This window comes from Puniceibacterium sp. IMCC21224, assembly GCF_001038505.1.
In the GTDB taxonomy this organism is placed as follows: Bacteria; Pseudomonadota; Alphaproteobacteria; order Rhodobacterales; family Rhodobacteraceae; genus Puniceibacterium.
Genome location: NZ_LDPY01000001.1, coordinates 3,958,299 through 3,979,247, shown reverse-complemented (window position 1 = coordinate 3,979,247; position 20,949 = coordinate 3,958,299). Strand labels below are relative to the sequence as shown.

At 60.3% G+C, this 20,949-nt stretch carries 21 protein-coding genes, 1 tRNA gene and 1 pseudogene; 17 read left to right on the top strand and 6 right to left on the bottom strand.

Annotated features, from left to right (window positions below):
- The first annotated feature begins 4 nt into the window (after positions 1–4).
- Together thyX and IMCC21224_RS18570 are read left to right on the top strand one after the other, a co-directional pair.
- Positions 5–922, top strand: coding sequence for an FAD-dependent thymidylate synthase (gene thyX, locus IMCC21224_RS18575; RefSeq protein ID WP_047996617.1), 918 nt, complete (start codon positions 5–7; stop codon positions 920–922).
- Positions 919–1,515: a DUF6338 family protein gene (locus IMCC21224_RS18570; RefSeq protein WP_047996616.1), complete on the top strand. Its 597-nt coding sequence runs from the start codon at positions 919–921 to the stop codon at positions 1,513–1,515. Before thyX ends, IMCC21224_RS18570 begins: the two co-directional genes overlap by 4 nt.
- Before the next feature lie 510 nt (positions 1,516–2,025).
- Here the strand turns inward: IMCC21224_RS18570 and IMCC21224_RS18560 are convergent.
- Complete coding sequence (locus tag IMCC21224_RS18560) at positions 2,026–2,484, bottom strand: YHS domain-containing (seleno)protein (protein WP_047996614.1); 459 nt, start codon at positions 2,482–2,484, stop codon at positions 2,026–2,028.
- Between the two features lie 394 nt (positions 2,485–2,878).
- Here IMCC21224_RS18560 and IMCC21224_RS18555 point away from each other — a divergent pair, with 394 nt between their 5' ends.
- Both IMCC21224_RS18555 and IMCC21224_RS18550 read left to right on the top strand, forming a co-directional pair.
- Complete coding sequence (locus IMCC21224_RS18555; protein WP_047997267.1) at positions 2,879–3,205, top strand: hypothetical protein; 327 nt, start codon at positions 2,879–2,881, stop codon at positions 3,203–3,205.
- Between the two features lie 85 nt (positions 3,206–3,290).
- Positions 3,291–4,081 (top strand): annotated as a pseudogene (locus IMCC21224_RS18550) (inositol monophosphatase).
- A 26-nt stretch (positions 4,082–4,107) separates the two neighbouring features.
- Here the strand turns inward: IMCC21224_RS18550 and IMCC21224_RS18545 are convergent.
- From IMCC21224_RS18545 to putA, 3 genes are all read right to left on the bottom strand, one after another.
- Positions 4,108–4,482 (bottom strand): GFA family protein, encoded by a 375-nt coding sequence (locus IMCC21224_RS18545; protein WP_047996613.1) that lies wholly within the window; start codon positions 4,480–4,482, stop codon positions 4,108–4,110.
- Positions 4,479–5,225, bottom strand: a complete 747-nt coding sequence (locus tag IMCC21224_RS18540; RefSeq protein ID WP_047996612.1) for a rhomboid family intramembrane serine protease — start codon at positions 5,223–5,225, stop codon at positions 4,479–4,481. The genes IMCC21224_RS18545 and IMCC21224_RS18540 overlap by 4 nt, the downstream gene beginning before the upstream one ends.
- Positions 5,226–5,438: 213 nt before the next feature.
- Positions 5,439–8,864, bottom strand: a complete 3,426-nt coding sequence (gene putA, locus IMCC21224_RS18535) for a bifunctional proline dehydrogenase/L-glutamate gamma-semialdehyde dehydrogenase PutA (protein ID WP_047996611.1) — start codon at positions 8,862–8,864, stop codon at positions 5,439–5,441.
- A 105-nt stretch (positions 8,865–8,969) separates the two neighbouring features.
- Between putA and IMCC21224_RS18530 the strand changes: the two genes are divergently transcribed.
- The 5 genes from IMCC21224_RS18530 (at position 8,970) to nagA (ending at position 12,271) form a co-directional block, all read left to right on the top strand.
- A complete protein-coding gene (locus IMCC21224_RS18530; protein WP_082135266.1) occupies positions 8,970–9,446 on the top strand; it encodes an Lrp/AsnC family transcriptional regulator in 477 nt (158 codons plus the stop codon).
- A 30-nt stretch (positions 9,447–9,476) separates the two neighbouring features.
- The gene (locus IMCC21224_RS18525) at positions 9,477–10,034 is read left to right on the top strand and encodes a tetratricopeptide repeat protein (protein WP_047996609.1); all 558 of its coding nucleotides are present in this window, start codon (positions 9,477–9,479) and stop codon (positions 10,032–10,034) included.
- 86 nt (positions 10,035–10,120) lie between these two features.
- Positions 10,121–10,204 (top strand) — tRNA-Leu (locus IMCC21224_RS18520).
- A gap of 56 nt (positions 10,205–10,260) precedes the next feature.
- Positions 10,261–11,157, top strand: coding sequence for a BadF/BadG/BcrA/BcrD ATPase family protein (locus IMCC21224_RS18515; protein ID WP_082135340.1), 897 nt, complete (start codon positions 10,261–10,263; stop codon positions 11,155–11,157).
- On the top strand, positions 11,120–12,271 hold the full coding sequence (nagA, locus tag IMCC21224_RS18510) for an N-acetylglucosamine-6-phosphate deacetylase (RefSeq protein ID WP_047996607.1): 1,152 nt from the start codon (positions 11,120–11,122) through the stop codon (positions 12,269–12,271). Before IMCC21224_RS18515 ends, nagA begins: the two co-directional genes overlap by 38 nt.
- Before the next feature lie 6 nt (positions 12,272–12,277).
- Here the strand turns inward: nagA and irrA are convergent, their stop codons facing one another.
- Entirely contained in the window at positions 12,278–12,697 is a 420-nt protein-coding gene (gene irrA / locus IMCC21224_RS18505; protein WP_047996606.1) for an iron response transcriptional regulator IrrA, read from the bottom strand.
- A gap of 176 nt (positions 12,698–12,873) precedes the next feature.
- On the opposite strand from irrA, the gene fabA reads away from it, so the two are divergent.
- The 3 genes from fabA to IMCC21224_RS18490 all read left to right on the top strand — a co-directional run bounded on the left by fabA (position 12,874) and on the right by IMCC21224_RS18490 (position 15,674).
- Complete coding sequence (gene fabA / locus IMCC21224_RS18500; RefSeq protein ID WP_047996605.1) at positions 12,874–13,383, top strand: bifunctional 3-hydroxydecanoyl-ACP dehydratase/trans-2-decenoyl-ACP isomerase; 510 nt, start codon at positions 12,874–12,876, stop codon at positions 13,381–13,383.
- A gap of 265 nt (positions 13,384–13,648) precedes the next feature.
- On the top strand, positions 13,649–14,875 hold the full coding sequence (fabB, locus tag IMCC21224_RS18495) for a beta-ketoacyl-ACP synthase I (RefSeq protein ID WP_047996604.1): 1,227 nt from the start codon (positions 13,649–13,651) through the stop codon (positions 14,873–14,875).
- A gap of 7 nt (positions 14,876–14,882) precedes the next feature.
- Positions 14,883–15,674, top strand: coding sequence for an enoyl-ACP reductase (locus tag IMCC21224_RS18490; protein WP_047996603.1), 792 nt, complete (start codon positions 14,883–14,885; stop codon positions 15,672–15,674).
- Between the two features lie 79 nt (positions 15,675–15,753).
- Here IMCC21224_RS18490 and IMCC21224_RS18485 read toward each other — a convergent pair whose 3' ends face one another.
- Positions 15,754–16,617, bottom strand: coding sequence for a hypothetical protein (locus tag IMCC21224_RS18485; RefSeq protein ID WP_047996602.1), 864 nt, complete (start codon positions 16,615–16,617; stop codon positions 15,754–15,756).
- Positions 16,618–16,729: 112 nt separating this feature from the next.
- Here IMCC21224_RS18485 and miaB point away from each other — a divergent pair, with 112 nt between their 5' ends.
- The 5 genes from miaB to ybeY all read left to right on the top strand — a co-directional run bounded on the left by miaB (position 16,730) and on the right by ybeY (position 20,932).
- Positions 16,730–18,067 (top strand): tRNA (N6-isopentenyl adenosine(37)-C2)-methylthiotransferase MiaB, encoded by a 1,338-nt coding sequence (miaB, locus tag IMCC21224_RS18480; RefSeq protein ID WP_047997266.1) that lies wholly within the window; start codon positions 16,730–16,732, stop codon positions 18,065–18,067.
- Between the two features lie 290 nt (positions 18,068–18,357).
- The gene (locus IMCC21224_RS18475; protein ID WP_082135339.1) at positions 18,358–18,900 is read left to right on the top strand and encodes an OmpA family protein; all 543 of its coding nucleotides are present in this window, start codon (positions 18,358–18,360) and stop codon (positions 18,898–18,900) included.
- A 12-nt stretch (positions 18,901–18,912) separates the two neighbouring features.
- Positions 18,913–19,221, top strand: coding sequence for a hypothetical protein (locus IMCC21224_RS18470; RefSeq protein WP_047996601.1), 309 nt, complete (start codon positions 18,913–18,915; stop codon positions 19,219–19,221).
- Between the two features lie 180 nt (positions 19,222–19,401).
- Positions 19,402–20,364 (top strand): PhoH family protein, encoded by a 963-nt coding sequence (locus tag IMCC21224_RS18465; RefSeq protein WP_369796034.1) that lies wholly within the window; start codon positions 19,402–19,404, stop codon positions 20,362–20,364.
- A 55-nt stretch (positions 20,365–20,419) separates the two neighbouring features.
- Positions 20,420–20,932 carry an rRNA maturation RNase YbeY gene (gene ybeY / locus IMCC21224_RS18460; protein ID WP_047996599.1) on the top strand — a complete coding sequence of 171 codons (513 nt, stop codon included), beginning with the start codon at positions 20,420–20,422 and terminating at the stop codon, positions 20,930–20,932.
- The last annotated feature ends 17 nt before the right edge of the window (positions 20,933–20,949 follow it).

Sequence of the window (20,949 nt, the reverse complement as noted above, 5' to 3'; positions counted from 1 at the left end):
CGCCATGCCCCTGACAACGACGCTGACGCCCGAACAGCAGGCGGATATCGACGCCCTGCGCGCCACGCCTTCGCAAACCCTGCGCGCCACCGCCCCAGGGATCGAGGCGCACCTGTACAAAGCCATCCCCGTGCTCGACCATGGCTTTGTGCGCGTCGTTGACTACATGGGCGACGACAGCGCGATCTGTCAGGCCGCTCGCGTGTCCTATGGCCGTGGCACCAAATCGGTGCAGAACGACGAAGGGCTGATCCGCTACCTCATGCGGCACTGGCACTCGACCCCGTTCGAGATGTGCGAGATCAAGTTGCACGTCAAACTCCCCGTTTTCGTCGCGCGCCAGTGGATTCGCCACCGCACCGCCAACGTCAACGAATACTCGGCCCGCTATTCGATCCTGGATCGTGAATTCTATATCCCTGCCGCCGATTCCCTGAACGCCCAGAGCACCGTGAACAATCAGGGCAGGGGAGAGGCGCTGTCGGGCGAAGAGGCCGAGCGTGTCCTGCGCTATCTGCGCGACGACGCGATGCGGGCCTATGACCACTACGAAGAGATGATCTCGCAGGACGGTCAGCAGGGTCTGGCCCGCGAACTCGCCCGGATGAACCTGCCCGCCAACATCTACACCCAGTGGTACTGGAAGGTGGACCTGCACAACCTGCTGCACTTCCTCCGCCTGCGCGCCGACGCCCACGCGCAATATGAAATCCGCGTCTACGCCGACGCCATCTGCAACGTCGTCGCCGACTGGGTGCCCTTTGCCTATGCCGCCTTTGCCGACTACCGCATGGGAGGCGCGACCCTGTCCGGCACCGCGCTTGAGTGTGTCCGCCGGATGTTGAAGGGCGAAGAGGTCACGCAGGAAACCTCTGGCATGAGCAAGGGGGAATGGCGGGAGTTTGAGGGGGTGATTGGGTGAGCGGTTTCGAAGATTTTTTTGATTCCGAAATAAAGGATGCTCTACTAGCTGTGGCACTCCTCTCGCCAGGCTTTTTGATTTCCTACTTTCGAAACACGTTTATAACGGGGCGCCATTTAAAAATTTCCGAGAGAATTCTGGAGCTTTTAGTTTCATCCTCTATATACTATGCTTCTGTCGGGGTTATTTTCTTTAATTTCAATCTTTTAAGTTGGGGTTATGCTTTTTTGCTACTTTTTGGGCTTCCATCTATTATTGGTGCGGGGCTTGGAATCTTAAGTCAAAAACGATGGCTGGATTTAGTTTTCGGAAAGATTGGCCTTAATCCAATTCATCCGGCGACAACTGGCTGGGATTTTATGTTTGGCACAATGAAAAGTAGTAAGTGGATTATCGTCACCCTTACCGATGGTACAAAGGTGAAGGGGTGGTTCGACCGTAATTCAGGGGCCTCCACTGACCTTTCGCGGCGTGACATATTCATCAGCGATATTCGCAGGCAGGATTTTTCATACTTTGAATCTGACAGTCGTAAACGCGGAATTTGGTTGCGAGAAGACGAAATTCTTCATATTGAAGTTATATCCGATTAGGAGTGGGAACATTGGCCGAAAATAAATCAGACCCTCGCGTGAACATCGAAAAAGTATACAGGCCGTCCTCTGCAGACTCTGGCGGGGATAAGGTGGGAAACTCGCAAAGTAGCTATCAGGGACCGACTAGTTCTGGGGAGCCGAAGAACCCGCCAAGCACTGACTCGGCGACGAGCGAGAAGAAATAGTAACCCGTATGGCGGGGTTCACCCAGCCGAACTGGCCGGTCAACGGGTTTGGCGTGGCGAATCCCGTCATACGGACCTCCATCGAAAACCGCGCCTTGATCGCCTGCATATGCGTCGAAAATCCGCGCCGCCCAGCCTGGAATCAAGCCGCAGGCGCCGGGCCAGCGCCTGCCCGTCCGGCGGGCTGGCGCTTTGGCAGGGCAGCGTCGACCTCTGAGCAACGAGGCATGTGGCCAGCATAAAGTGCTCCGCACAATCGTCGCAGCGCCACCCCACGGGCAGGCACCGTCCCGGCTCCGCATGGCGCGGTCTGCGGCGTGCTTTATCCCAGAATGCCCGGCCAGTTCTTCTTGCCCAATGCGATGTTGCCGGGGATATCCTCGACCCACAACGCGCGGGCCTGCAAATTGGCGTTGAGGTAGAGGCGGCCCTCGAACACTGTCCACGCTTCGGGGATCGTCGGGGCAAGATAACCCTTGGACGCCGCATAGGAGCAGTAGCCGCCAAAGACCGGAGCATAGCGGGTCGGGCTCATCTCGAACCTCTCGCGGTTGGCGGCGGTGGCAAAACGCCAGGTCGCGCCCATCCACATCACCGACTGTTCGGCCGTGCCTTTGGTCGGGCGACTTTGGCTGAAGTAGGCGACGGGGTCGGTGCCGTTGATGGCGATGGTGCCGGACTGAAACACCTCGGGCTCGCGGGCCAGTGCCACGTCGGGCAGCGATAGAAGGGCAGGTGCAGCAAGGCTGAGGCCCAGCAAACGGCGACGGGACAGGGGCATGGCAGCGATCCTTGGTTGCGTTGCAGATACCAGGAAGATGCGCCCAAAGCCTTGCCAGCGATAGCCGGGTTCAAGGGGGAGTGAACGTGGGTGAGAACGAGGCAGGGGTTTCGTGAGGAATATATAGGGCAAAGGTGGAAGCGCGTATCAGGGTAGATTTTTGAATTTAAATAGTTTTTTGGATACTTCGCGATGACGCCCCGCCGGCCAGGCAGGTCAGTACGCCCGCCTGACAGAGCCACGCCTTGTAACATAGCGCGACTTGCGCCGGGGCAGCAGTGCTGCATAACGATTTCGAAACGCTTCGATTCTACGCTTAGAATTTGACATGGGCGGCTGCGCTGGTACGCTGATATCATTGGACCTTTCGGGTCGGTGCTTTTTGGGGAACGATATGGGTATTTCGACACATCTGGCAGCCGCAGCGACGGCGCTTGTACTTTCATCCGGGGCGGCGCTGGCCTGGGGCGACATGTATATGGGGGATGCGACCAACAACCCCAATTCCAACACGCTGATGCATTCCTATCCGACGGCGCAGAATTTTTGTCCGCCGGGTCTGCAGCCGGTCACTGCCGGTGGTCAGATCTGCTGCGGCGTGCCCAACGCAGGGCCATACGTCAATCGTGCAGGCGGCACGCGCAAACATACGCCCAAACGGATTTCGCACACGGCGATGCCCTATGCGCCGGTGGGCGAAAAGGGCGTCATTTATCGCTAAACCCGGATCGGGCTGTTGCAGCCCTTGGCAAGTCGGGTGAGGCCGCGTATACGCGCGGCCTGACCACGAACGAGGAACCGGGCATATGCAGGGCAGCGCAAATCTCAACATCATGCTCAAGGCGGCCCGCAAGGCGGGGCGGTCACTGGTCAAGGATTTCCGCGAGGTCGAGAATCTTCAGGTCTCGATGAAGGGTGCTGGGGATTTTGTCAGCAAAGCAGATCTCGCCTCGGAAAAGATCCTGCGGGACGAGTTGACGGGCGCGCGACCAACCTATGGCTGGGTAGGCGAGGAATCCGAACCGGTCGAAGGGCAGGACCCGACGCGGCGTTGGATCGTTGATCCGCTGGACGGGACAACCAATTTTCTGCACGGCCTGCCACATTGGGGCATTTCCGTCGCGCTGGAGCATAAGGGACAGGTCGTTTCGGGCGTGGTGTATGATCCCGCCAAGGACGAGATGTTCTATGCCGAAAAGGGCGCCGGTGCCTGGCTGAACGATTCCAAACGCTTGCGGGTGTCAGGTCGGTCGCGGATGATCGAGTCGATCTTTGCCACCGGGGTGCCCTTTGCTGCCAAGCGGACGTTGCCCGCCACGCTCAAGGATCTGGCACGGCTGATGCCGGAATGCGCTGGTGTGCGGCGCTGGGGGCGGCGGCTCTGGATCTCGCCTATGTGGCAGCAGGGCGCTACGATGGCTATTGGGAACGCGAGTTGAAAATCTGGGATGTGGCCGCCGGATCGCTCATCGCCCAAGAGGCTGGTGCCCTGCTCGAAGGGATTCGCGAGGGTCAGGATCCGCTGGAAAGCGGGTCGTTGATCTGCGGCAACAACGCGATCTTTGATCCCTTCGCCCGGATCATCCGCAGCATCTAAATCGGGTAGACTGGCGCTGCCGTCGGTCAGCGCTTTTGATCGGACGGATGATTGACGCCATCGTTCCAGCCGATCGGATCGTGGTCACGGGGGTTTACACCTTGGATTGCGCCCATATTGACGCCGAATTCATTCGGATTTGAGCGACGCTGATGATGGGTGTAAATCCCACAAACGGAACAGAAATAGTGTTTCGCGGTCTCCGTCCCCCATTGATAGAGCGTCAGCTGATCCGCACCTCTGACAATTTCGATCCCGCCTTTTGGCACCGTCACCGCAGGGGCGCCGCGACGACGGCAGAATGAACAGTCACAGCGTCGCGCGGTGTTCAGGCCGTCCGATAGTGTTGCCCGCAGCTCGACCGCGCCGCAATGGCAGGTTATGTTCACGGGGTCAGTCATCTGCGGCGTCTCACTCGGGGTATATTGGACGGACTTAGCGGATATTTCGCCTCGGGGTGGGGCGGGTGACCATGGGTGCGGCCCCAGTATTGCGGGCCACCTTGCCGCAACCAGCCCGGCAGCATCAGCGCCAGACCTGCAACAAATCCACCCACATGTGCCCAATAGGCGACCCCGCCGTCTGCGGCGGATGATCCGAAACCACCGTTGACTTGGAACGCGAACCACACCGCCAGCATGATCCAGGCCGGGATTGTGAACACCTTGAAGAAGACAATAAAGATAATCAGGATATCGACGCGGGCTTTGGGGTACATCAGCAGATAGGCCCCCATGACCCCGGCGATGGCGCCCGAGGCACCGACGGTTGGCACCTGCGAAAGCGGTTCGGCGAAATATTGCAGCAGTCCGGCTACGATTCCGCAGGCAAGGTAGAACATGGCAAATCGCACATGCCCCAGCTCTTCTTCGATATTGTCACCAAAGATATAGAGAAACAGCATATTGCCCAGCAGGTGCATGATTCCGCCGTGCAGGAACATCGAGGTGATGAGGCCGCCGATCGCCTCACCCGAGCTGATCCGAGACGGGATCAGCGCCCAATCGTACCAGAACGCCCCCAGCGCGCGATCATCCGAAAAGAGATGATAATAGGACAGGAAAATCACCACATTGGCGGCAATCAGCGCGTAGGTGACAAATGGCGTGGCGCCGGACGGGTTGTGATCGCGGATTGGGAACATGTCGCGACAGTGCCGTTTTTGCTTGGGACGTCAAGTCGCGCCGTGTGCCAAGGGGGGTGGTTGGGATGAAAATGTCAGGCGGATCGAGTTGGACAATATCCCTGATTCCGGTCGTGACGCGGCGATCTAAAGGCTGACGGTCTTCGTGAGGCATGAAACCGAAAGACGGCGCGAATTTGCATCCCCCTTTCGGTCCTATCGGAACTCCTGCTGTCAGGATACTCCGGCCAGAAGTTTTGCGTTGCCACCTGCCGCCGTTGTGTCGACGCAGACATGCCGCTCTGCGCGGGCATGACCGCGGTCCGGTGCGCCGGTGATCAGCGGCAGGATCGGTCCGTGACGTGCTGCCAGCGCAGTTCGCAAGGCGCGGCCCGTCGCAGCATCGCCCCACCAGATCGCACCCGAGATCCCCGTGAGCGCCGTCAGCTCCTTGGGCTCTAACGTGCCGATGCAGGTGACCGCGACGCCTCCCAGTACCTCGACAGCCGCCTTTTGTATATTGGCAGCGTCAATGCCCGGCCCCATGCATAGCAAAGGAGGGCGCGGCAGCGTCGAGAGTACGTTGGATTCCCCCGTTGGCCCGGGCAGCTCGATCCGCTCGGGCAGTGTGGTGCGGTTGAGCGACTTCACTGCTTTTTTCAACCGGACGAGATCCTCGGGCCCGTCCCAGCCCGAGTCGATGATCGGGGCGGTGTGTCGACGGTACCGGGTCAGATAATCCGGCCCGCCAGCTTTGGGCCCGGTGCCTGACAGGCCCTCGCCGCCAAAGGGTTGCGAGCCAACGATTGCCCCGATCTGGTTGCGGTTGACATAGACGTTGCCGGCATGGATGCGTTCGGACACGTGCTGCACGCGGTCGTCGATCCGGGTTTGCAAACCAAAGGTCAGGCCATAGCCAGTGGCGTTGATCGCGTCGATCACCTTATCGATGCCATCGGATTTGAAGGTTGCGATGTGCAGGACCGGGCCAAAGATTTCGCGTTCAAGGTCGGCGATGCCGTTGATGCGGATCAGGGTCGGCGCGATGAAATGGCCGCTATCGGGGGTGGCATAGGTCTTGATCACCCGACCTTCCAGGTCGGCCTGCGCGATATGTGTGGCGATGCCTGCCTTGGCCTCGGCGTCAATCACCGGACCGACATCGGTTGTGATTTCCCACGGGCGACCGATGCGCAGGGCATCCATCGCGCCGGTCAGCATCTTGATGAAATGCTCGGCGATATCTTCTTGCACGTATAGGCAGCGCAGGGCGGAACACCGCTGACCCGCCGATTGAAACGCGCTTTCCACAATGGCCTGGATCGCCTGTTCGGGCAACGCTGTGCTGTCGACAATCATCGCGTTCAGTCCGCCGGTTTCAGCGATGAACGGCGCGCCGGGGACAAGGTGTTTCGCCATCGACTTGTGGATGATCTGTGCGGTGTCGGTCGACCCGGTAAAGGCCACGCCGCCAACCGCCGGGTTCGCGGTCAGGGCTGCGCCAACATCGCCGCCACCGGGCAGCAACTGCAGGGCAGTGCGCGGAACACCGGCCTCGATCAGCAACTCGACCGCGCGATGTGCAATCAAAGGCGTCTGTTCGGCGGGTTTTGCCAGCACAGCGTTGCCCGCAGCCAGCGCGGCAGAGACCTGCCCGGTGAAAATCGCCAGCGGGAAGTTCCACGGACTGATGCAGGCATAGATCCCAACTGGCGCAGAACCATCGGCGCGGAAGGCATAGTAGCGCAGAAAATCCACCGCTTCGCGCAGCTCCGCGATGGCGTCGGCCAGCGTCTTGCCTGCCTCGCGCGCCAGCAGAGCAAAGAGTTCGCCGTAATGCTGTTCATAAAGATCGGCGGCGCGGTTCAGAACGGCGGCACGCGTCGCGGCGTCTGCGTCCCAGGGGGCGGCGGCCTGACATGCGGCATTCACTGTTTCGGGGGTGGCCCAGGTGATTTGCCCGACGATATCGAGCGGGCGTGCCGGGTTCGGCACATTTTCTGTGTCGCCGACAGCGGTGTCGATTGTCACAAGCGGTCCGGCGCTCCAGCTGTGTTGTTCAAACGGGGCGCGGGCCTTTTCGATAGAGGTCAGGGTCGGGCGGTGACGCAGATCCCAGCCGCGCGAATTCACCCGCTCGGGTGCGAACAGTTCCGGGCCCTTGCGCAGGTTGGTCGGTTTGATCTGATCGAATGGATCGGCGGCGACCACCTCGGGCGGCACCTCGTCGTCTACGATCTGGTTCACGAAGGATGAATTGGCACCGTTTTCCAGTAGCCGCCGCACCAGATAGGCCAGCAAGTCACGATGCGCGCCGACCGGAGCGTAAATTCGGCAGCGGGTGCCGTGTTGTGTCATCAGGATATCGTGCAGCGCCTCGCCCATGCCGTGCAGGCGCTGGAACTCGAACTTTGACTTGTCGGTCGCCATATGCAGCACGGCGGCGGTGGTATGGGCGTTGTGTGTGGCGAATTGCGGATAGACCCGGTCGGTCATGCCCAGCAGCTTGCGCGCATTGGCGATATAGGAAATATCGGTCGCCGCCTTTGAGGTAAACAGCGGGAAACCGTCCAGACCCGCCACCTGCGCGCGCTTGATCTCGGTGTCCCAATAGGCGCCCTTGACCAGACGCACCATGATCTTGCGGTCCAGTCGTTCGGCCAATGCATACAGCCAGTCCAGCACCGGGGCGGCGCGCAGGCCGTAGGCCTGCACCACCACGCCAAAGCCGTCCCACCCCTCAAGCGACGGTTCCGACAATACCGCCTCGATCACGTCGAGCGACAGGGACAGGCGGTCGGCCTCTTCGGCGTCGATATTCAGGCCGATGCCCGCACTGCGTGCCAGTTGGCACAGGGTGCGCAGGCGCGGCACCAGATGATCCATGACCAACCCGTGCTGCGTCTCTTCGTAGCGGGGATGCAGGGCCGATAGTTTGACCGAGATGCCGGGATTGTCGCGGATGTCATCGGATTTGGCGGCACCGGCGATGGCGTTGATGGCGCGGGAATAGGACAGGTGATAGCGGCGTGCATCGCCTTCGGTCCGCGCCGCTTCGCCCAGCATGTCATAGCTGTAGGTATAGCCCTTTTTCTCCATCGCCGAGGCGCGTTTCATCGCGGCCTCGATGGTTTCGCCCAGTACGAACTGCGCGCCCATTTCCTTCATCGCGCGGGCGACGGCGGTACGAATCACCGGTTCCCCCAACCGCTTGACCGCGCCACGCAGGTGGCCGACGGGGCCCAGATTGTCCTTTTGCAGCACCTTGCCGGTCAGCATCAGCGCCCAGGTCGAGGCATTGACCAGCGGCGAGGTCGAATGCCCCATATGCTTGCCCCAGTCCGACGGCGCGATCTTGTCTTCGATCAGCGCGTCGATGGTTTCGGCGTCGGGTACGCGCAACAGCGCCTCGGCCAGACACATCAGGGCGATGCCTTCGTTGGTCGACAGGCCGTATTCCGCCAGAAACACCTCCATCAACCCGGGTTTCGCGTGGCCACGGATACCGCGCACCAGTTCCGCGGCGCTGGCGCTGATGTCTTTGCGATCGCCGGTGGCTAGTGCCGCCGTTTCGCGCAGTTGGGCGACGGTCTCGCCTTCACTGGCATAGGTGAGGGCGTCAATGGTCTGGCGCAGATCGGGGGCAGTGTCTGTTGGCATGGTATCCTCCGGGATGATGCGCTATCTTATCCCGAAACCTAAAGGCATTTAGACTGATTTTAACGGCATGACTAGCCGTTCGGTCTGATTTTATGAGGAATGACGATGCGAAGCGGTATTTTGGACCTCGACCGGTTTGATCAGGCGATTCTTGATATCCTGGGCGAGGATGGACGCATCAGTATCACCGAATTGGCGCGGCGCATCGGTCTGTCAAAATCCCCGACACAGGCGCGTCTGCGCAGGCTCGAAGAGGTGGGTGCAATTCGGGGCTATCGCGCCATCCTGGACCCGATCCGGCTGGGGCTGGATCACGTCGCCTTTGTTGAGGTGAAGTTGACCGATACGCGCGAAGAGGCGCTGGCTGCGTTCAACGCCGCCGTCGCGCGGGTGCCCGAGATCGAACAGGCACATCTGATCGCCGGCAATTTCGACTATCTGCTCAAGGTGCGCACGCATGACATGCCTTCGTACCGCCGGGTGCTGGCCGAAAAAATCTCGACCCTGCCGTTTATTTCGGGCACGTCGACCTATGTTGCGATGCAGGCGGTCAAGGAAGACGGTCTCGCCGATGTGACTTGACCGATGCGCGTCACAGCCCAAGACTGAGGTATGAGACACGCTGTTCCTACCCTGTTGGGTGTTGTTCTGACGCTGAGCGCAATGCCGCTGCTGGCCGAGGGGTGCCCACCATCCCCCGATCACGACGCCGAATCGGCTGACCTGCTGTCGCAGGCACGGGCGGCGAAAAATGAAATGCTGGGGCGGCAGATTTCGAACCAGATGTGGCAGTTGTGGGCCGATGCTCCGGACGAACCGGCGCAGGACATGTTGGAAGATGGCATGTCGGCGCGATCCTCGTATGATTTTCTGCGCGCGACACAGGCGTTTGACCGGCTGGTCGAATATTGCCCGGATTATGCCGAAGGCTACAATCAGCGCGCGTTCGTCAACTTCCTGCGCGAGGATTTTGCCGCAGCTTTGGGGGACCTGGATGCCGCACTCGACCGCAATCCGCAGCATGTGGCGGCGTTGACTGGTAAGGCACTGACGCTGATGGGGATGGGCCGGGATGACGAGGGGCAGAAGGTGCTGCGCGATGCTGTTGCCCTGAATCCGTGGCTGAGCGAGCGGCATTTGCTGAGGTCGCCACCAGGTCAGGAACTGTGAGCCAATAGCGCTGCATGGGCGTAAGTGGAAAACCCGGCCAAGGCCGCTTTACACGGCTGGACGGGGGACTATGCTCCGCCGCGCTGGCCCGCGTGGTGGAATGGTAGACACAGGAGACTTAAAATCTCCAGGCGCAAGCCGTACCGGTTCGAATCCGGTCGCGGGTACCAGCGAACAAGGTCCGCTCAACGGGCCGCCACGGGCAATAACCGCGCTGATGACTGATATGACACCTCTTTTGGCTGTAGATGGCGGCGGCACAAGCTGCCGTTTTGCATTAATATGGGAGGGTCAGAGACTCGAACACGAAGGTCCGGGTGCCAACCTGACCAGTGATTTCGATGGTGCGGTTGCGGCCCTGTGGGAGGGGCTAGAGGCGCTGTCGGCCAAGGCGGGTGTGCGGCTGGATGTGTTGGCTGAGGTGCCGACCTATCTCGGCCTTGCCGGGATGATCAAGCCCGAGTTGGGGTCGCGTCTGGCCGATGCTATTCCGCTGGCGCGGCTGCGTGTGCAAGAGGATCGTCCAGCCGCCGTCGTGGGTGCGTTGGGTCTGCGGCGTGGCGTGGTGGCAGGACTGGGGACAGGATCGTTTGTCGCGCGTCAGAGCGCGGGTGGCATGGCTTTTGTTGGCGGTCACGGGCTGGTTCTGGGGGACGATGCATCCGGGGCGTGGATGGGGCGCAGTCTGCTTCGCCAGTCGCTGCGGGCGTCCGAGGGCATGTGTGACGCCACCGAACTGACCCGCGAAGTGATCGACACGTTTGGCGGCGCGTCTGAAATCATCCTCTATGCCCAGGCCGCGCGCCCGGTGGATTTTGCCCGTCTTGCGCCAATGGTTGTCGCGGCCGCCGAGGCCGAGGATGCGGTGGCTGTGGCGCTGCTGCAGGACGGCGCGGCCTATATCGAGCGGGCGCTGCTGGTGTTGGGCTGGCGTGCGGGTGAGGCATTTTGCCTGCTGGGCGGTGTGGCCAACGCCTACGCTGGATATCTCGGCGTCGAAATTCAGGCCAGTTTGGTGGAACCCGAAGGTCGCGCGCTGGACGGGCGCTGGTTCTGGCGGAACGTTTCGCCGCCGAGGTTACGGCGTGACAATACAGGTGCTGACGGGCGCACGGATCTTTGATGGTGCCGTGTTGCAGGATGGCAAAGCCGTTGTCGTCGAGGGCGCGCGGATCATCGCGCTGGTCGATGCCGGGGCGCTGCTTGTGGGCGCGCAAGTAGTCCGGCTGAATGGTGGCATCCTCGCGCCCGGTCTGGTGGATGTTCAGGTCAATGGCGGTGGCGGGCTGTTGTTCAACGATTCGCCCGACATGGACACATTGCGCTGCATGGCCTCCGCGCATGCGCGGCTGGGGGCGACAACAATTCTGCCGACGCTGATCACTGACACACCCGATCGCGTGGCGGCTGCAGTCGGGGCGGTGCGCGCTGCGCTGGATCAGGGGGTGCCGGGGATTGGCGGGCTTCACCTCGAAGGGCCGCATCTTGCGCGGTCGCGCAAGGGTGCCCATGACGGCGATTTGATCCGGCCCATGGCCGCAGAGGATTTGGCTGTGTTGCAGGATGCCGCCCGGGATTTGCCGACTCTGGTGGTGACGCTGGCCCCCGAGAGTGTGACCCCGGATCAGATTGCCGCGCTTGTTTCGGCGGGGGCGGTGGTGTCGCTGGGCCACAGCGATTGCAGTCATGCACAGGTAACGGCCGCCGTGGCCGCTGGGGCCAGCATGGTCACGCATCTTTTCAACGCCATGAGCCCGCTGGGCAGTCGTGAACCTGGGTTGGTGGGGGCGGCGCTGGGCGCGGGTGCGCTGCACGCGGGGCTGATCGCGGACCTTCACCATGTGCATGGGCAGACGCTCTTGCTGGCGCTGCGTGCCAAGGTCGGTCCAGGTCAGATCTTTTTGGTCAGCGATGCGATGGCCTGTGCCGGGGTGGAGTTGCCTGAATTCGTTCTGACCGGCCAGCGCGTGTTCCGGCAGGGCGGTCGCTTGGCGCTGGCGGATGGGACTCTCGCCGGGGCAGATCTGGATCTGCCGCAGGCGTTGCGCAATCTGATCGGGTTGGGTGTGCCGCTGGACAATGCTCTGGCGATGGCAACCGCAGCCCCTGCTGCGGCCATCGGGCGTACGGACCTTGGGCATATCAAGGTTGGCGGCGGTGCCGATCTGGTGCATCTGGACGACCACATGGCATTGCAAGCAGTCTGGCAAGGCGGCACATCGCTGCGCCTTGGTTAAGGCGGCTCAGCGCGTGCGGCGCAGGCGGATCACCACGTCGACACTGGCAATCTCGGCCCCGTCCGGGGCGGTGGGCAACCGAGCGATTTCCAGCTGGTCAAGCGGCGCATCGGTCAGTCGACCGTCCTCTTCCCAGTAGAAATGCGGATGATCGTGGGTGTTGGTGTCGAAATAGCTTTTTGAGCCATCCACCGTCACCTCTTGCATCAGACCGGCGTCGCAGAATGCCTTTAGGGTGTTGTAAACCGTCGCCAGCGATACCCGTGTGCCCTGATCACGGGCCGAGGCAAACAGACTTTCTGCCGTGACGTGCCGGTTCTGCCCGTCCCCGACAAGCAGAGCCGCCAGCGTCACACGCTGCCTGGTCGACCGCAGCCCGGCGCGGTCCAGCCAATCAGTTCCCCGTTGCGCGGCTTGCGGTGTCATGCTGTGTTCGGTCCTCTTGCTGTGTGATATATATATAGAGCGTCATCCACTGGAATTTCAAACGAAATTGCCACACCCTGGTGCGCGGAACAGCCGCATACGCAGGCTTGCGCCCTGCGCTGCACGAGTGCTAGACGGGGACGGATCGGAAAAACCAACACATGAGGCGTGGCAATATGGCCGACTATCCGAGCCAGTTTGACAAAGATGACCTGCTGAAATGCGCACGCGGAGAGCTGTTTGGCCCCGGAAATGCGCAGCTGCCCGCGCCGCCGATGCTGATGATGGATCGCATCACCGATATTTCTGGCGACGGCGGCCTGCACGGCAAGGGCCATGTTTTGGCTGAATTCGACATCACGCCCGACCTCTGGTTTTTTGACTGCCACTTTCCTGGCAACCCGATCATGCCGGGCTGTCTGGGGCTGGATGGCCTTTGGCAGCTGACCGGCTTTAATCTTGGCTGGCGCGGCTGGCTGGGGCGCGGCTATGCGCTGGGCGTGGGCGAGGTCAAGCTGACAGGCATGGTCCGGCCAGACCGCAAAATGCTGACTTACAAGATCGACTTTACCAAGGCGATCCAGACCCGCCGCCTGACCATGGGCGTCGCCGACGGTATCGTCGAGGCGGACGGCGAGGTAATCTATCAGGTCAAAGACATGAAGGTCGCGCTGTCGGAAAGCTGAACGACCCGATCCACGCCGTCAGATTTCACCGTCCCGTACCTCTTTGGGGCGCGTAGTTTCGATGTCTGTGCGTAGTGCGCCCGAGAAGATCAGATAGACCCCCATCAATCTGGTTTCGTGCAAAAGACCGTACTCGCAATGTGGTCCCAAACCGGCGCGTCCTGACTGTCCGCGCCGAAAACGCGGACATCGGCATCCCGCCAACCTTGCGTCTCTCCCCCGCGATGCCATACACAGTCAACACTAATTGCAGGGGAGTGCGCGCATGCGCCGTGTCGTCGTCACAGGCTTGGGTATCGTCTCAAGCATCGGGAACAACGCCTCCGAGGTTTTAGCCTCGTTGAAGGCCGGGACATCCGGTATCACCGCAAATGCGGATATGGCTGAACGCGGGTTTCGCAGTCAGATCGCCGGCGATATCAAGCTGGATGTAAGCGAACATGTCGAAAAGCGCACATTGCGCTTTATGGGGCCAGGGGCGGCCTATGCCCATATTGCGATGGCGCAGGCGATTGCAGACGCGGGATTGGAAGAGTCCGACATCGTGAACCCGCGTACCGGTCTTGTGGCCGGGTCCGGCGGACCATCGACCAGCGCCATGCTGATGGCGCATCAGGTGGTGCTGAATTCCGGCGCCCCAAAACGGATCGGACCATTCGCCGTGCCCAAGTGCATGTCGTCAACGATCTCGGCCAACCTTAGCACGGCCTACAAGATCAAGGGCATCAACTACTCCATCACTTCGGCTTGCTCGACCTCGCTGCATTGCATCGGCAACGCGGCGGAACAGATCATGATGGGCAAGCAGGACGTGATGTTCGCCGGTGGTGGCGAGGAACTGGACTGGACATTGTCCTGCCTGTTCGACGCGATGGGTGCAATGTCGTCCAAATACAACGACACCCCGGAAAAGGCGTCGCGCGCGTTCGACGCGGGCCGCGACGGTTTTGTGATCGGTGGCGGCGGTGGCATTCTGGTTCTGGAAGAGTTGGAGCACGCCAAGGCGCGCGGCGCCAAGATCTACGCCGAAGTGACAGGCTACGCGGCCACGTCCGACGGCCACGATATGGTGGCGCCAAGCGGCGAAGGCGGCGAGCGGGCGATGCGGCTTGCCCTGCAAACCCTGCATGACCGCAAAGTCGGCTACATCAATGCGCACGGCACCTCGACCCCGGTCGGCGATGTTGGCGAAATCGAGGCCGTGCGCCGGGTATTCGGCGAAGGCCAGACGCCGCCCGTTAGCTCGACCAAATCCATGACCGGCCACAGTCAGGGGGCCACCGGTGCGCAAGAGGCGATTTATTGCCTGCTGATGCTTCGCGATGATTTCATTGCCCCGTCGATCAATGTTGAAACACTTGATCCGGCATTGGCGGCCGCAGAAATCGCCACCACGCGGGTCGATAACGCTGGTCTGGATACTGTGATGACCAACTCCTTTGGCTTTGGCGGCACCAACGGTTCGATGCTGCTCAGCAAATATCACGGATAACAAAATCATGTCGGATCAGTTGAAGGGCAAGCGCGGGCTTGTCATGGGGGTTGCCAACGAACGCTCTATCGCCTGGGGCATAGCGCGCGCTTTGGCCGGGGCAGGGGCCGAACTGGCCTTTACCTATCAGGGCGATGCGTTTGGAAAGCGGCTTGAACCTCTGGCGGCCTCGGTCGGATCGAACTTCATGGTTGATGTCGATGTGACCGACGATGCCTCGATGGACGCGGCCTTTGAACAGTTGGGCGCGCGCTGGCCGACGATTGACTTTGTCGTGCATGCCATCGCTTTCTCGGACAAGAACGAGCTGACAGGCAGGTTTCTGAACACCAGCCGGGCGAATTTCAAGAACTCGCTGGATATATCTGCCTATTCCTTCGTTGACGTGGCGCGTCGTGCGCACCCGCTGATGGTTGAGAATGGCGGCACGCTGATCACGCTCAGCTATATGGGATCAAATCGTGTCACCCCGAATTACAATGTGATGGGGGTGGCCAAGGCGGCGCTGGAATCCGCGACCAGATATCTGGCAAACGATCTGGGTCCCGAAGGTATTCGGGTGAACGCGATCAGCCCAGGTCCGATGAAGACTTTGGCAGGGGCCGCCATCGGTGGTGCGCGCAGGACCTATAAACACACTGACACCAACGCGCCTATGCGATCCAACGCCACGCTCGAGGCCGTGGGGGGGACGGCAGTCTATCTGATTTCCGATGCGGGGGCTTGTACGACTGGAGAGATCATTCGCGTTGACGGCGGATTTCATGTACTGGGTATGCCGCAGTACGATAACCTCTGAGCCGAATGCCTAAAACTTTTTGGAAAAGTTTTTTTAAGAGTTTTAACAAAACTCTTGGGCGCGAACCGAGAGAGAAGAATCAAAACCACTGACCCGTTTCCATAAGGCCTAGATCGAGCAATTGTCGCGAGTTCCATTCGAACCGCGTCGAATTGTGCCATTGGAAGCTGTTGATGGCGAAAGTTGATCCTGGGTTTCGTTTAAGCGCCTTTGATGTGCGAAAGGACGCGACCGCCGCCGTCAGATTGTTGTGCCAGGGGCAGGCGTAGGTATTGTATTCCTCATCATTAAAGGTGTGGTCTGCCCGTAGTTTTAACCCCGATTTTGCCCGGAACAGCGCAATGCGGTCAATCTTGCGCCGCGCCTGGGGTACATGTTCTTCGTACCGCCAGCGCAAACCACCAAAGAAATCCAGCTGCCGGTCTTTCGGACGGCCGCCAGGATTCGGACGCGCGAGCGCATAATACCCTGATCGGTCTAGATACGCCTCGTCCAGAGACACGGCGTTCGGGTGGCGTTGCAAATCGGCGGCGTAAAGGTCGACCACATAGCACAGCATTGCGTCGCGCCGCTCTTCGGTGTGAAACGCCAGCATTTCTCCGACGACGCGTGTTTCGCAAAACGGGTAGAACAGATATTCCGCGTTAAAGCCGTAATAGAACCAAACCCCGGATGCCGAAGCGATTACCGCGTTGACCGCCGTTTCCAGCGCGGCATCCTGAGCCATTTCATAATCGACACGGTGCACTGTTTCGCCAAGGTCCGGCGGCAGTTCAAACGCCGGGTGCAGGAAGGCGACGACCGAGGCAAAACCGCATTGCTGATGATGGCGCAACGTTGTGTCCAGCTCGACCGTATCTTCTGCAAAGATCAGCGCCACCGGCCCCGTGGTCAGTGCTGCACGCCCTCTGGTCAGGAAATCACTTAGTCCCGCGTATCGCATATCACTCCCTGCGCTGCGTTCCGTGCAGAGTCGGCGAATTTTGTGTGCATTGCAAGACAGGCTATTTTTGCGCTATGTGCCGCATTCAAAGCCCGCGCCGGAGATGCTGCCAATGACCGCCCCCAAAAAGCTGTTCATCAAGACGTATGGCTGCCAGATGAATGTCTATGACAGCGAACGTATGGCCGAATCCTTGGGCGGGCAGGGGTATGTTGCAACCGACACGCCCGACGATGCTGACATGATCCTGCTGAACACCTGCCATATCCGCGAACGCGCGGCGGAAAAGATCTATTCCGAACTGGGTCGCTACAAAGTGCTAAAGGCGGCCAATCCCGATCTCAGGATCGGCGTCGCAGGCTGCGTCGCTCAGGCCGAGGGGGCCGAGATCATGCGCCGCCAGCCGATTGTCGATCTGGTGGTCGGACCGCAGAGCTACCATCGCCTGCCCGAGCTTGAGGCCAAGGCGCGCAGCGGCAAGCGGGCGCTTGATACCGATTTTCCGACCGAGGACAAATTCGAGGTTCTGCGTCAGCGCCCCAAGTCGAAACGTGGCCCGACCGCTTTTCTGACAGTACAAGAGGGATGCGACAAGTTCTGCGCGTTTTGCGTGGTACCCTATACCCGTGGTGCAGAGATGTCCCGCCCGGCCAATCGGGTGCTGGAAGAGGCGCGCAATCTGGTCGAGCGCGGTGTCCGCGAGATCACCCTGCTGGGACAGAACGTCAACGCCTATCATGGCGCGGGCGAGGGGGGCGACTGGTCACTGGCGCGGCTGATCTGGGCGCTGAACGACGTCGACGGGTTGGAGCGTATCCGCTTTACCACCAGTCACCCCAACGACATGGCCGACGATCTGATCGAGGCGCATGCCGACTGCCCCAAGCTGATGCCGTATCTGCATCTGCCGGTTCAGTCTGGCAGCGACCGCATCCTCAAGCGGATGAATCGCGCACACACCGCCGACAGCTACCTGCGGCTGATCGACAGGCTGCGCGCGGCGCGGCCCGATATCATCATGTCCGGCGACTTTATCGTCGGCTTTCCCGAAGAGACCGAGACCGATTTTCAGGCCACACTCGATTTGATCGACGCGGTGGGCTATGGTTCTGCCTACACCTTCAAATATTCGACCAGACCCGGCACCCCGGCGGCAGAACGTCCGCAAGTCGATGAGGCCGTCAAGGATGAGCGCCTGCAACGGTTGCAGGCTCTGGTTGCGCGGCAGCAGCGGGCCACGCAGGACTCGATGATCGGGCGCGACGTTACAGTGTTGTTTGAGCGTGCAGGGCGGCAGCCGGGGCAGATGGTGGGCAAGTCGGAATACCTTCATGCGGTACATGTGACCGGCGCGGACCTCTCTCCCGGTCGTCTGGCACGGGTCAGAATTACCGAAAGCAGCACAAATTCTCTGGCCGGGACGGTGTTCCCTTCAGATGATGCGGTCTGAGAGTCCGGGCGCAAATCGCTGAATCTCAAGATATTTACACGATTTTGCATCAATGCCTCGGGCGGAACTAGTCACTGTTTCTCAAAAGGCCACAATATCTGGTAGTTTTTGCTTCACACACGCCGAATGTTTGCTAATGTATTGATTATAGTAAGTTTGCGTTGCGTGACGGGGACGCTGTCCGTGGCGTAGTGGGGGAAACAGCAAGAGGGACATTGGCTGTGGGTTATCGTATTTCCAAAGCCGTCCGCGCCGCACTTTCGGTCGCGGTTCTGGCAACCGCTGTGGGGATGTCATTTTTGACCCCCGCTTATGCCGACGGGGCGTCTGTGGACGCGAACACTCCGTTCATTTCGACCCAGAGCCGTGGCTCGGGTGAGCAGTATATTCCTGGCATTTGGGTCGATCCCGACGGGTGTGAGCATTGGGTCATGGATGATGGCGTCGAAGGGTTCATGACGCCGCATGTCACCCGTCAGGGTATTCCGGTCTGCCGTCGGAGCAATGTCTGCGGTGTGATGAACACCGATCAGTTTTTCGCCACCGACAAATACAAGATCCATTCAGCCGGGCGTCAACGGCTGGCCCAATTCTTTCAGTCATCCTCGGCGGTTGCGTTTGTGATTGCGGGTCATACCGACAGTCGTGCGTCTGACGAATACAACATGCGGCTCAGCTACAATCGCGCCAACGCGGTTGCTGCGGTGGGCAAAAGTGTCGGCGCCAATATCGTGGACGTGCGCGGTTACGGCGAACGCCAGCCAGCGGCGACCAACGCCACAACCGTTGGCATGTCCAAGAATCGCCGCGTCGAAATCATTTGCATCCAGTAAGGGACCAGAGACATGACATTTTCAAAATCTCTTCTGGTGCTGCCCCTGATCGGAGCAATGTCAGCCTGTGCCCCGGTCGGGCCAGACAAGAGCCATGACCAAAGCTTTTTCGACCGTGACGATCTGAGCGGCATGAAGGCCGGTATCTGGGTCGATCCCACGGGCTGCGATCACTGGATCATCGACGACGGTGTCGAGGGGTATCTTTCGGCCAGAATCGACAAATACGGTAAGCCGGTCTGCTCGGGTGTGGCATCGCCAACCTATATCCACGGCGATTTCAAGCAGGGTTCGACCAGCATCATCGGTGACCCACTCTGACCGCATGGCCAGTGTGCACATCACGTTTCAGACCGTGCAGCTGCCTGCTGCGCGGTCTTTTGCGTTTCAGTCCTGTGACAATCAGGGGCAATCCCTTGCCATCAGCGGCCGGGGTTGGCACCATATCTGTGACATAATGCGCCGGAGACATGCGTGAATACAGGCACCCAAGAGCCCCCCGTGGCCGAAGCCCTCATTGAATTCCCCGATAACCGCTTGTTGATCGAGCTTTGCGGAGAGTTTGACCGTAATCTAACCGATATCGAGACCCGGCTGGGCGTACAGATCCTGCGTCGTGGCAATCAGTTGGTGATTCTGGGCCCATCCGCAGCGCAGAACGAGACGCGCGACGTGCTGAATGCACTTTATAGCCGTCTCGAACAGGGCCGCCCCGTGGGGCAGGGCGATATCGACCGGCAGTTCCGTGTGGCCCCAGACGCACCCGGTCCGGTTGGTCAGCTCGAAATGTTCACGGGCGGCAAGGTTGAGATCAAGACTCGCAAGAAGCTGGTCGAGCCGCGCACCGACGCGCAAAAGGCCTATGTCCGGGCGCTGTTCCAGAACGAACTGGCTTTTGGCATCGGCCCGGCCGGTACGGGCAAGACCTATATCGCTGTGGCCGTCGGGGTGAACCTGTTGATCACCGGTCAGGTCGACAAGATCATCCTGAGCCGTCCGGCGGTCGAGGCGGGGGAAAAGCTGGGCTACCTGCCTGGTGATATGAAGGACAAGGTCGATCCCTATATGCAGCCGCTCTATGATGCGCTGAACGATTTCTTGCCGGGTAAGCAGCTTGCCAAGATGATGGAAGAAAAAGTGATCGAGATCGCGCCGCTGGCCTTTATGCGCGGTCGTACCCTGTCGAATGCTTTTGTGGTTCTGGACGAGGCGCAGAATGCCACCTCGATGCAGATGAAGATGTTCCTGACCCGCCTAGGCGAAGGGTCGCGCATGGTCATCACTGGCGATCGGACCCAGATCGACCTTCCGCGTGGTGTCGCATCGGGTTTGCGGGATGCTGAACGACTGCTGAACGCGATCCCCAAGATCAGCTTTAACTACTTCACGTCTAAGGATGTGGTGCGCCATCCGCTTGTGGCCGCGATCATCGAAGCCTATGAGAAGGACGAGGAAGCCACCTGATAGGTGATTTTGACCAATAGATATCTCGGGGGCCGGGGGGCGATCTGCGGGAATCATGCTGACAGACACCATCATAGACGCCAAAGCCTGGGCGGTTTGCGACATCGAATCGCTGGCAGAAACCGCGGCGGCGGCGGCTTTGGTGCATTTGAAGCTTGATCCCGTAGGGTATGAAATTGCAGTTCTGGCCTGTGATGATGCGCGGATTGCGGTGCTCAACGCTGATTTTCGCGGCAAGCCCGTGCCTACAAATGTGCTGAGCTGGCCGAGCTTTGATTTGGGGTCTGACGTGGCGGGCGATACACCGGCCGCGCCGCCAGCGGGCGCAAACGATGATCCCGAGGCCCTGGGCGATATTGCTATCGCCTTGGAAACCTGCGCAAAAGAGGCGGAGGAGGCTGGTAAGCCGCTCACGGACCATGTGACGCACCTGATCGTTCATGGCGTGCTGCACCTTTTGGGGTACGACCACATCCGTGACCCGGATGCCACGCTGATGGAAGGGCTTGAGGCCACCATACTTGGCAAACTGGGTCTGCCTGACCCATATACGACCGATGGGGCCTGACGCCCCGCCAACAGGAC

Excerpts from the sequence above, each read along its gene's own strand:
- fabA (WP_047996605.1), top strand. The coding sequence starts at position 12,874 with ATGGCCGACTATCCGAGCCAGTTTGACAAAGATGACCTGCTGAAATGC.
- IMCC21224_RS18485 (WP_047996602.1), bottom strand. The coding sequence starts at position 16,617 with ATGCGATACGCGGGACTAAGTGATTTCCTGACCAGAGGGCGTGCAGCA.
- ybeY (WP_047996599.1), top strand. The coding sequence starts at position 20,420 with ATGCTGACAGACACCATCATAGACGCCAAAGCCTGGGCGGTTTGCGAC.
- miaB (WP_047997266.1), top strand. The coding sequence starts at position 16,730 with ATGACCGCCCCCAAAAAGCTGTTCATCAAGACGTATGGCTGCCAGATG.
- IMCC21224_RS18540 (WP_047996612.1), bottom strand. The coding sequence starts at position 5,225 with ATGTTCCCAATCCGCGATCACAACCCGTCCGGCGCCACGCCATTTGTC.
- IMCC21224_RS18515 (WP_082135340.1), top strand. The coding sequence starts at position 10,261 with ATGACACCTCTTTTGGCTGTAGATGGCGGCGGCACAAGCTGCCGTTTT.
- IMCC21224_RS18525 (WP_047996609.1), top strand. The coding sequence starts at position 9,477 with ATGAGACACGCTGTTCCTACCCTGTTGGGTGTTGTTCTGACGCTGAGC.
- fabB (WP_047996604.1), top strand. The coding sequence starts at position 13,649 with ATGCGCCGTGTCGTCGTCACAGGCTTGGGTATCGTCTCAAGCATCGGG.
- IMCC21224_RS18545 (WP_047996613.1), bottom strand. The coding sequence starts at position 4,482 with ATGACTGACCCCGTGAACATAACCTGCCATTGCGGCGCGGTCGAGCTG.
- IMCC21224_RS18470 (WP_047996601.1), top strand. The coding sequence starts at position 18,913 with ATGACATTTTCAAAATCTCTTCTGGTGCTGCCCCTGATCGGAGCAATG.
- irrA (WP_047996606.1), bottom strand. The coding sequence starts at position 12,697 with ATGACACCGCAAGCCGCGCAACGGGGAACTGATTGGCTGGACCGCGCC.
- IMCC21224_RS18555 (WP_047997267.1), top strand. The coding sequence starts at position 2,879 with ATGGGTATTTCGACACATCTGGCAGCCGCAGCGACGGCGCTTGTACTT.
- IMCC21224_RS18490 (WP_047996603.1), top strand. The coding sequence starts at position 14,883 with ATGTCGGATCAGTTGAAGGGCAAGCGCGGGCTTGTCATGGGGGTTGCC.
- IMCC21224_RS18530 (WP_082135266.1), top strand. The coding sequence starts at position 8,970 with ATGCGAAGCGGTATTTTGGACCTCGACCGGTTTGATCAGGCGATTCTT.
- IMCC21224_RS18475 (WP_082135339.1), top strand. The coding sequence starts at position 18,358 with ATGTCATTTTTGACCCCCGCTTATGCCGACGGGGCGTCTGTGGACGCG.
- IMCC21224_RS18560 (WP_047996614.1), bottom strand. The coding sequence starts at position 2,484 with ATGCCCCTGTCCCGTCGCCGTTTGCTGGGCCTCAGCCTTGCTGCACCT.
- putA (WP_047996611.1), bottom strand. The coding sequence starts at position 8,864 with ATGCCAACAGACACTGCCCCCGATCTGCGCCAGACCATTGACGCCCTC.
- thyX (WP_047996617.1), top strand. The coding sequence starts at position 5 with ATGCCCCTGACAACGACGCTGACGCCCGAACAGCAGGCGGATATCGAC.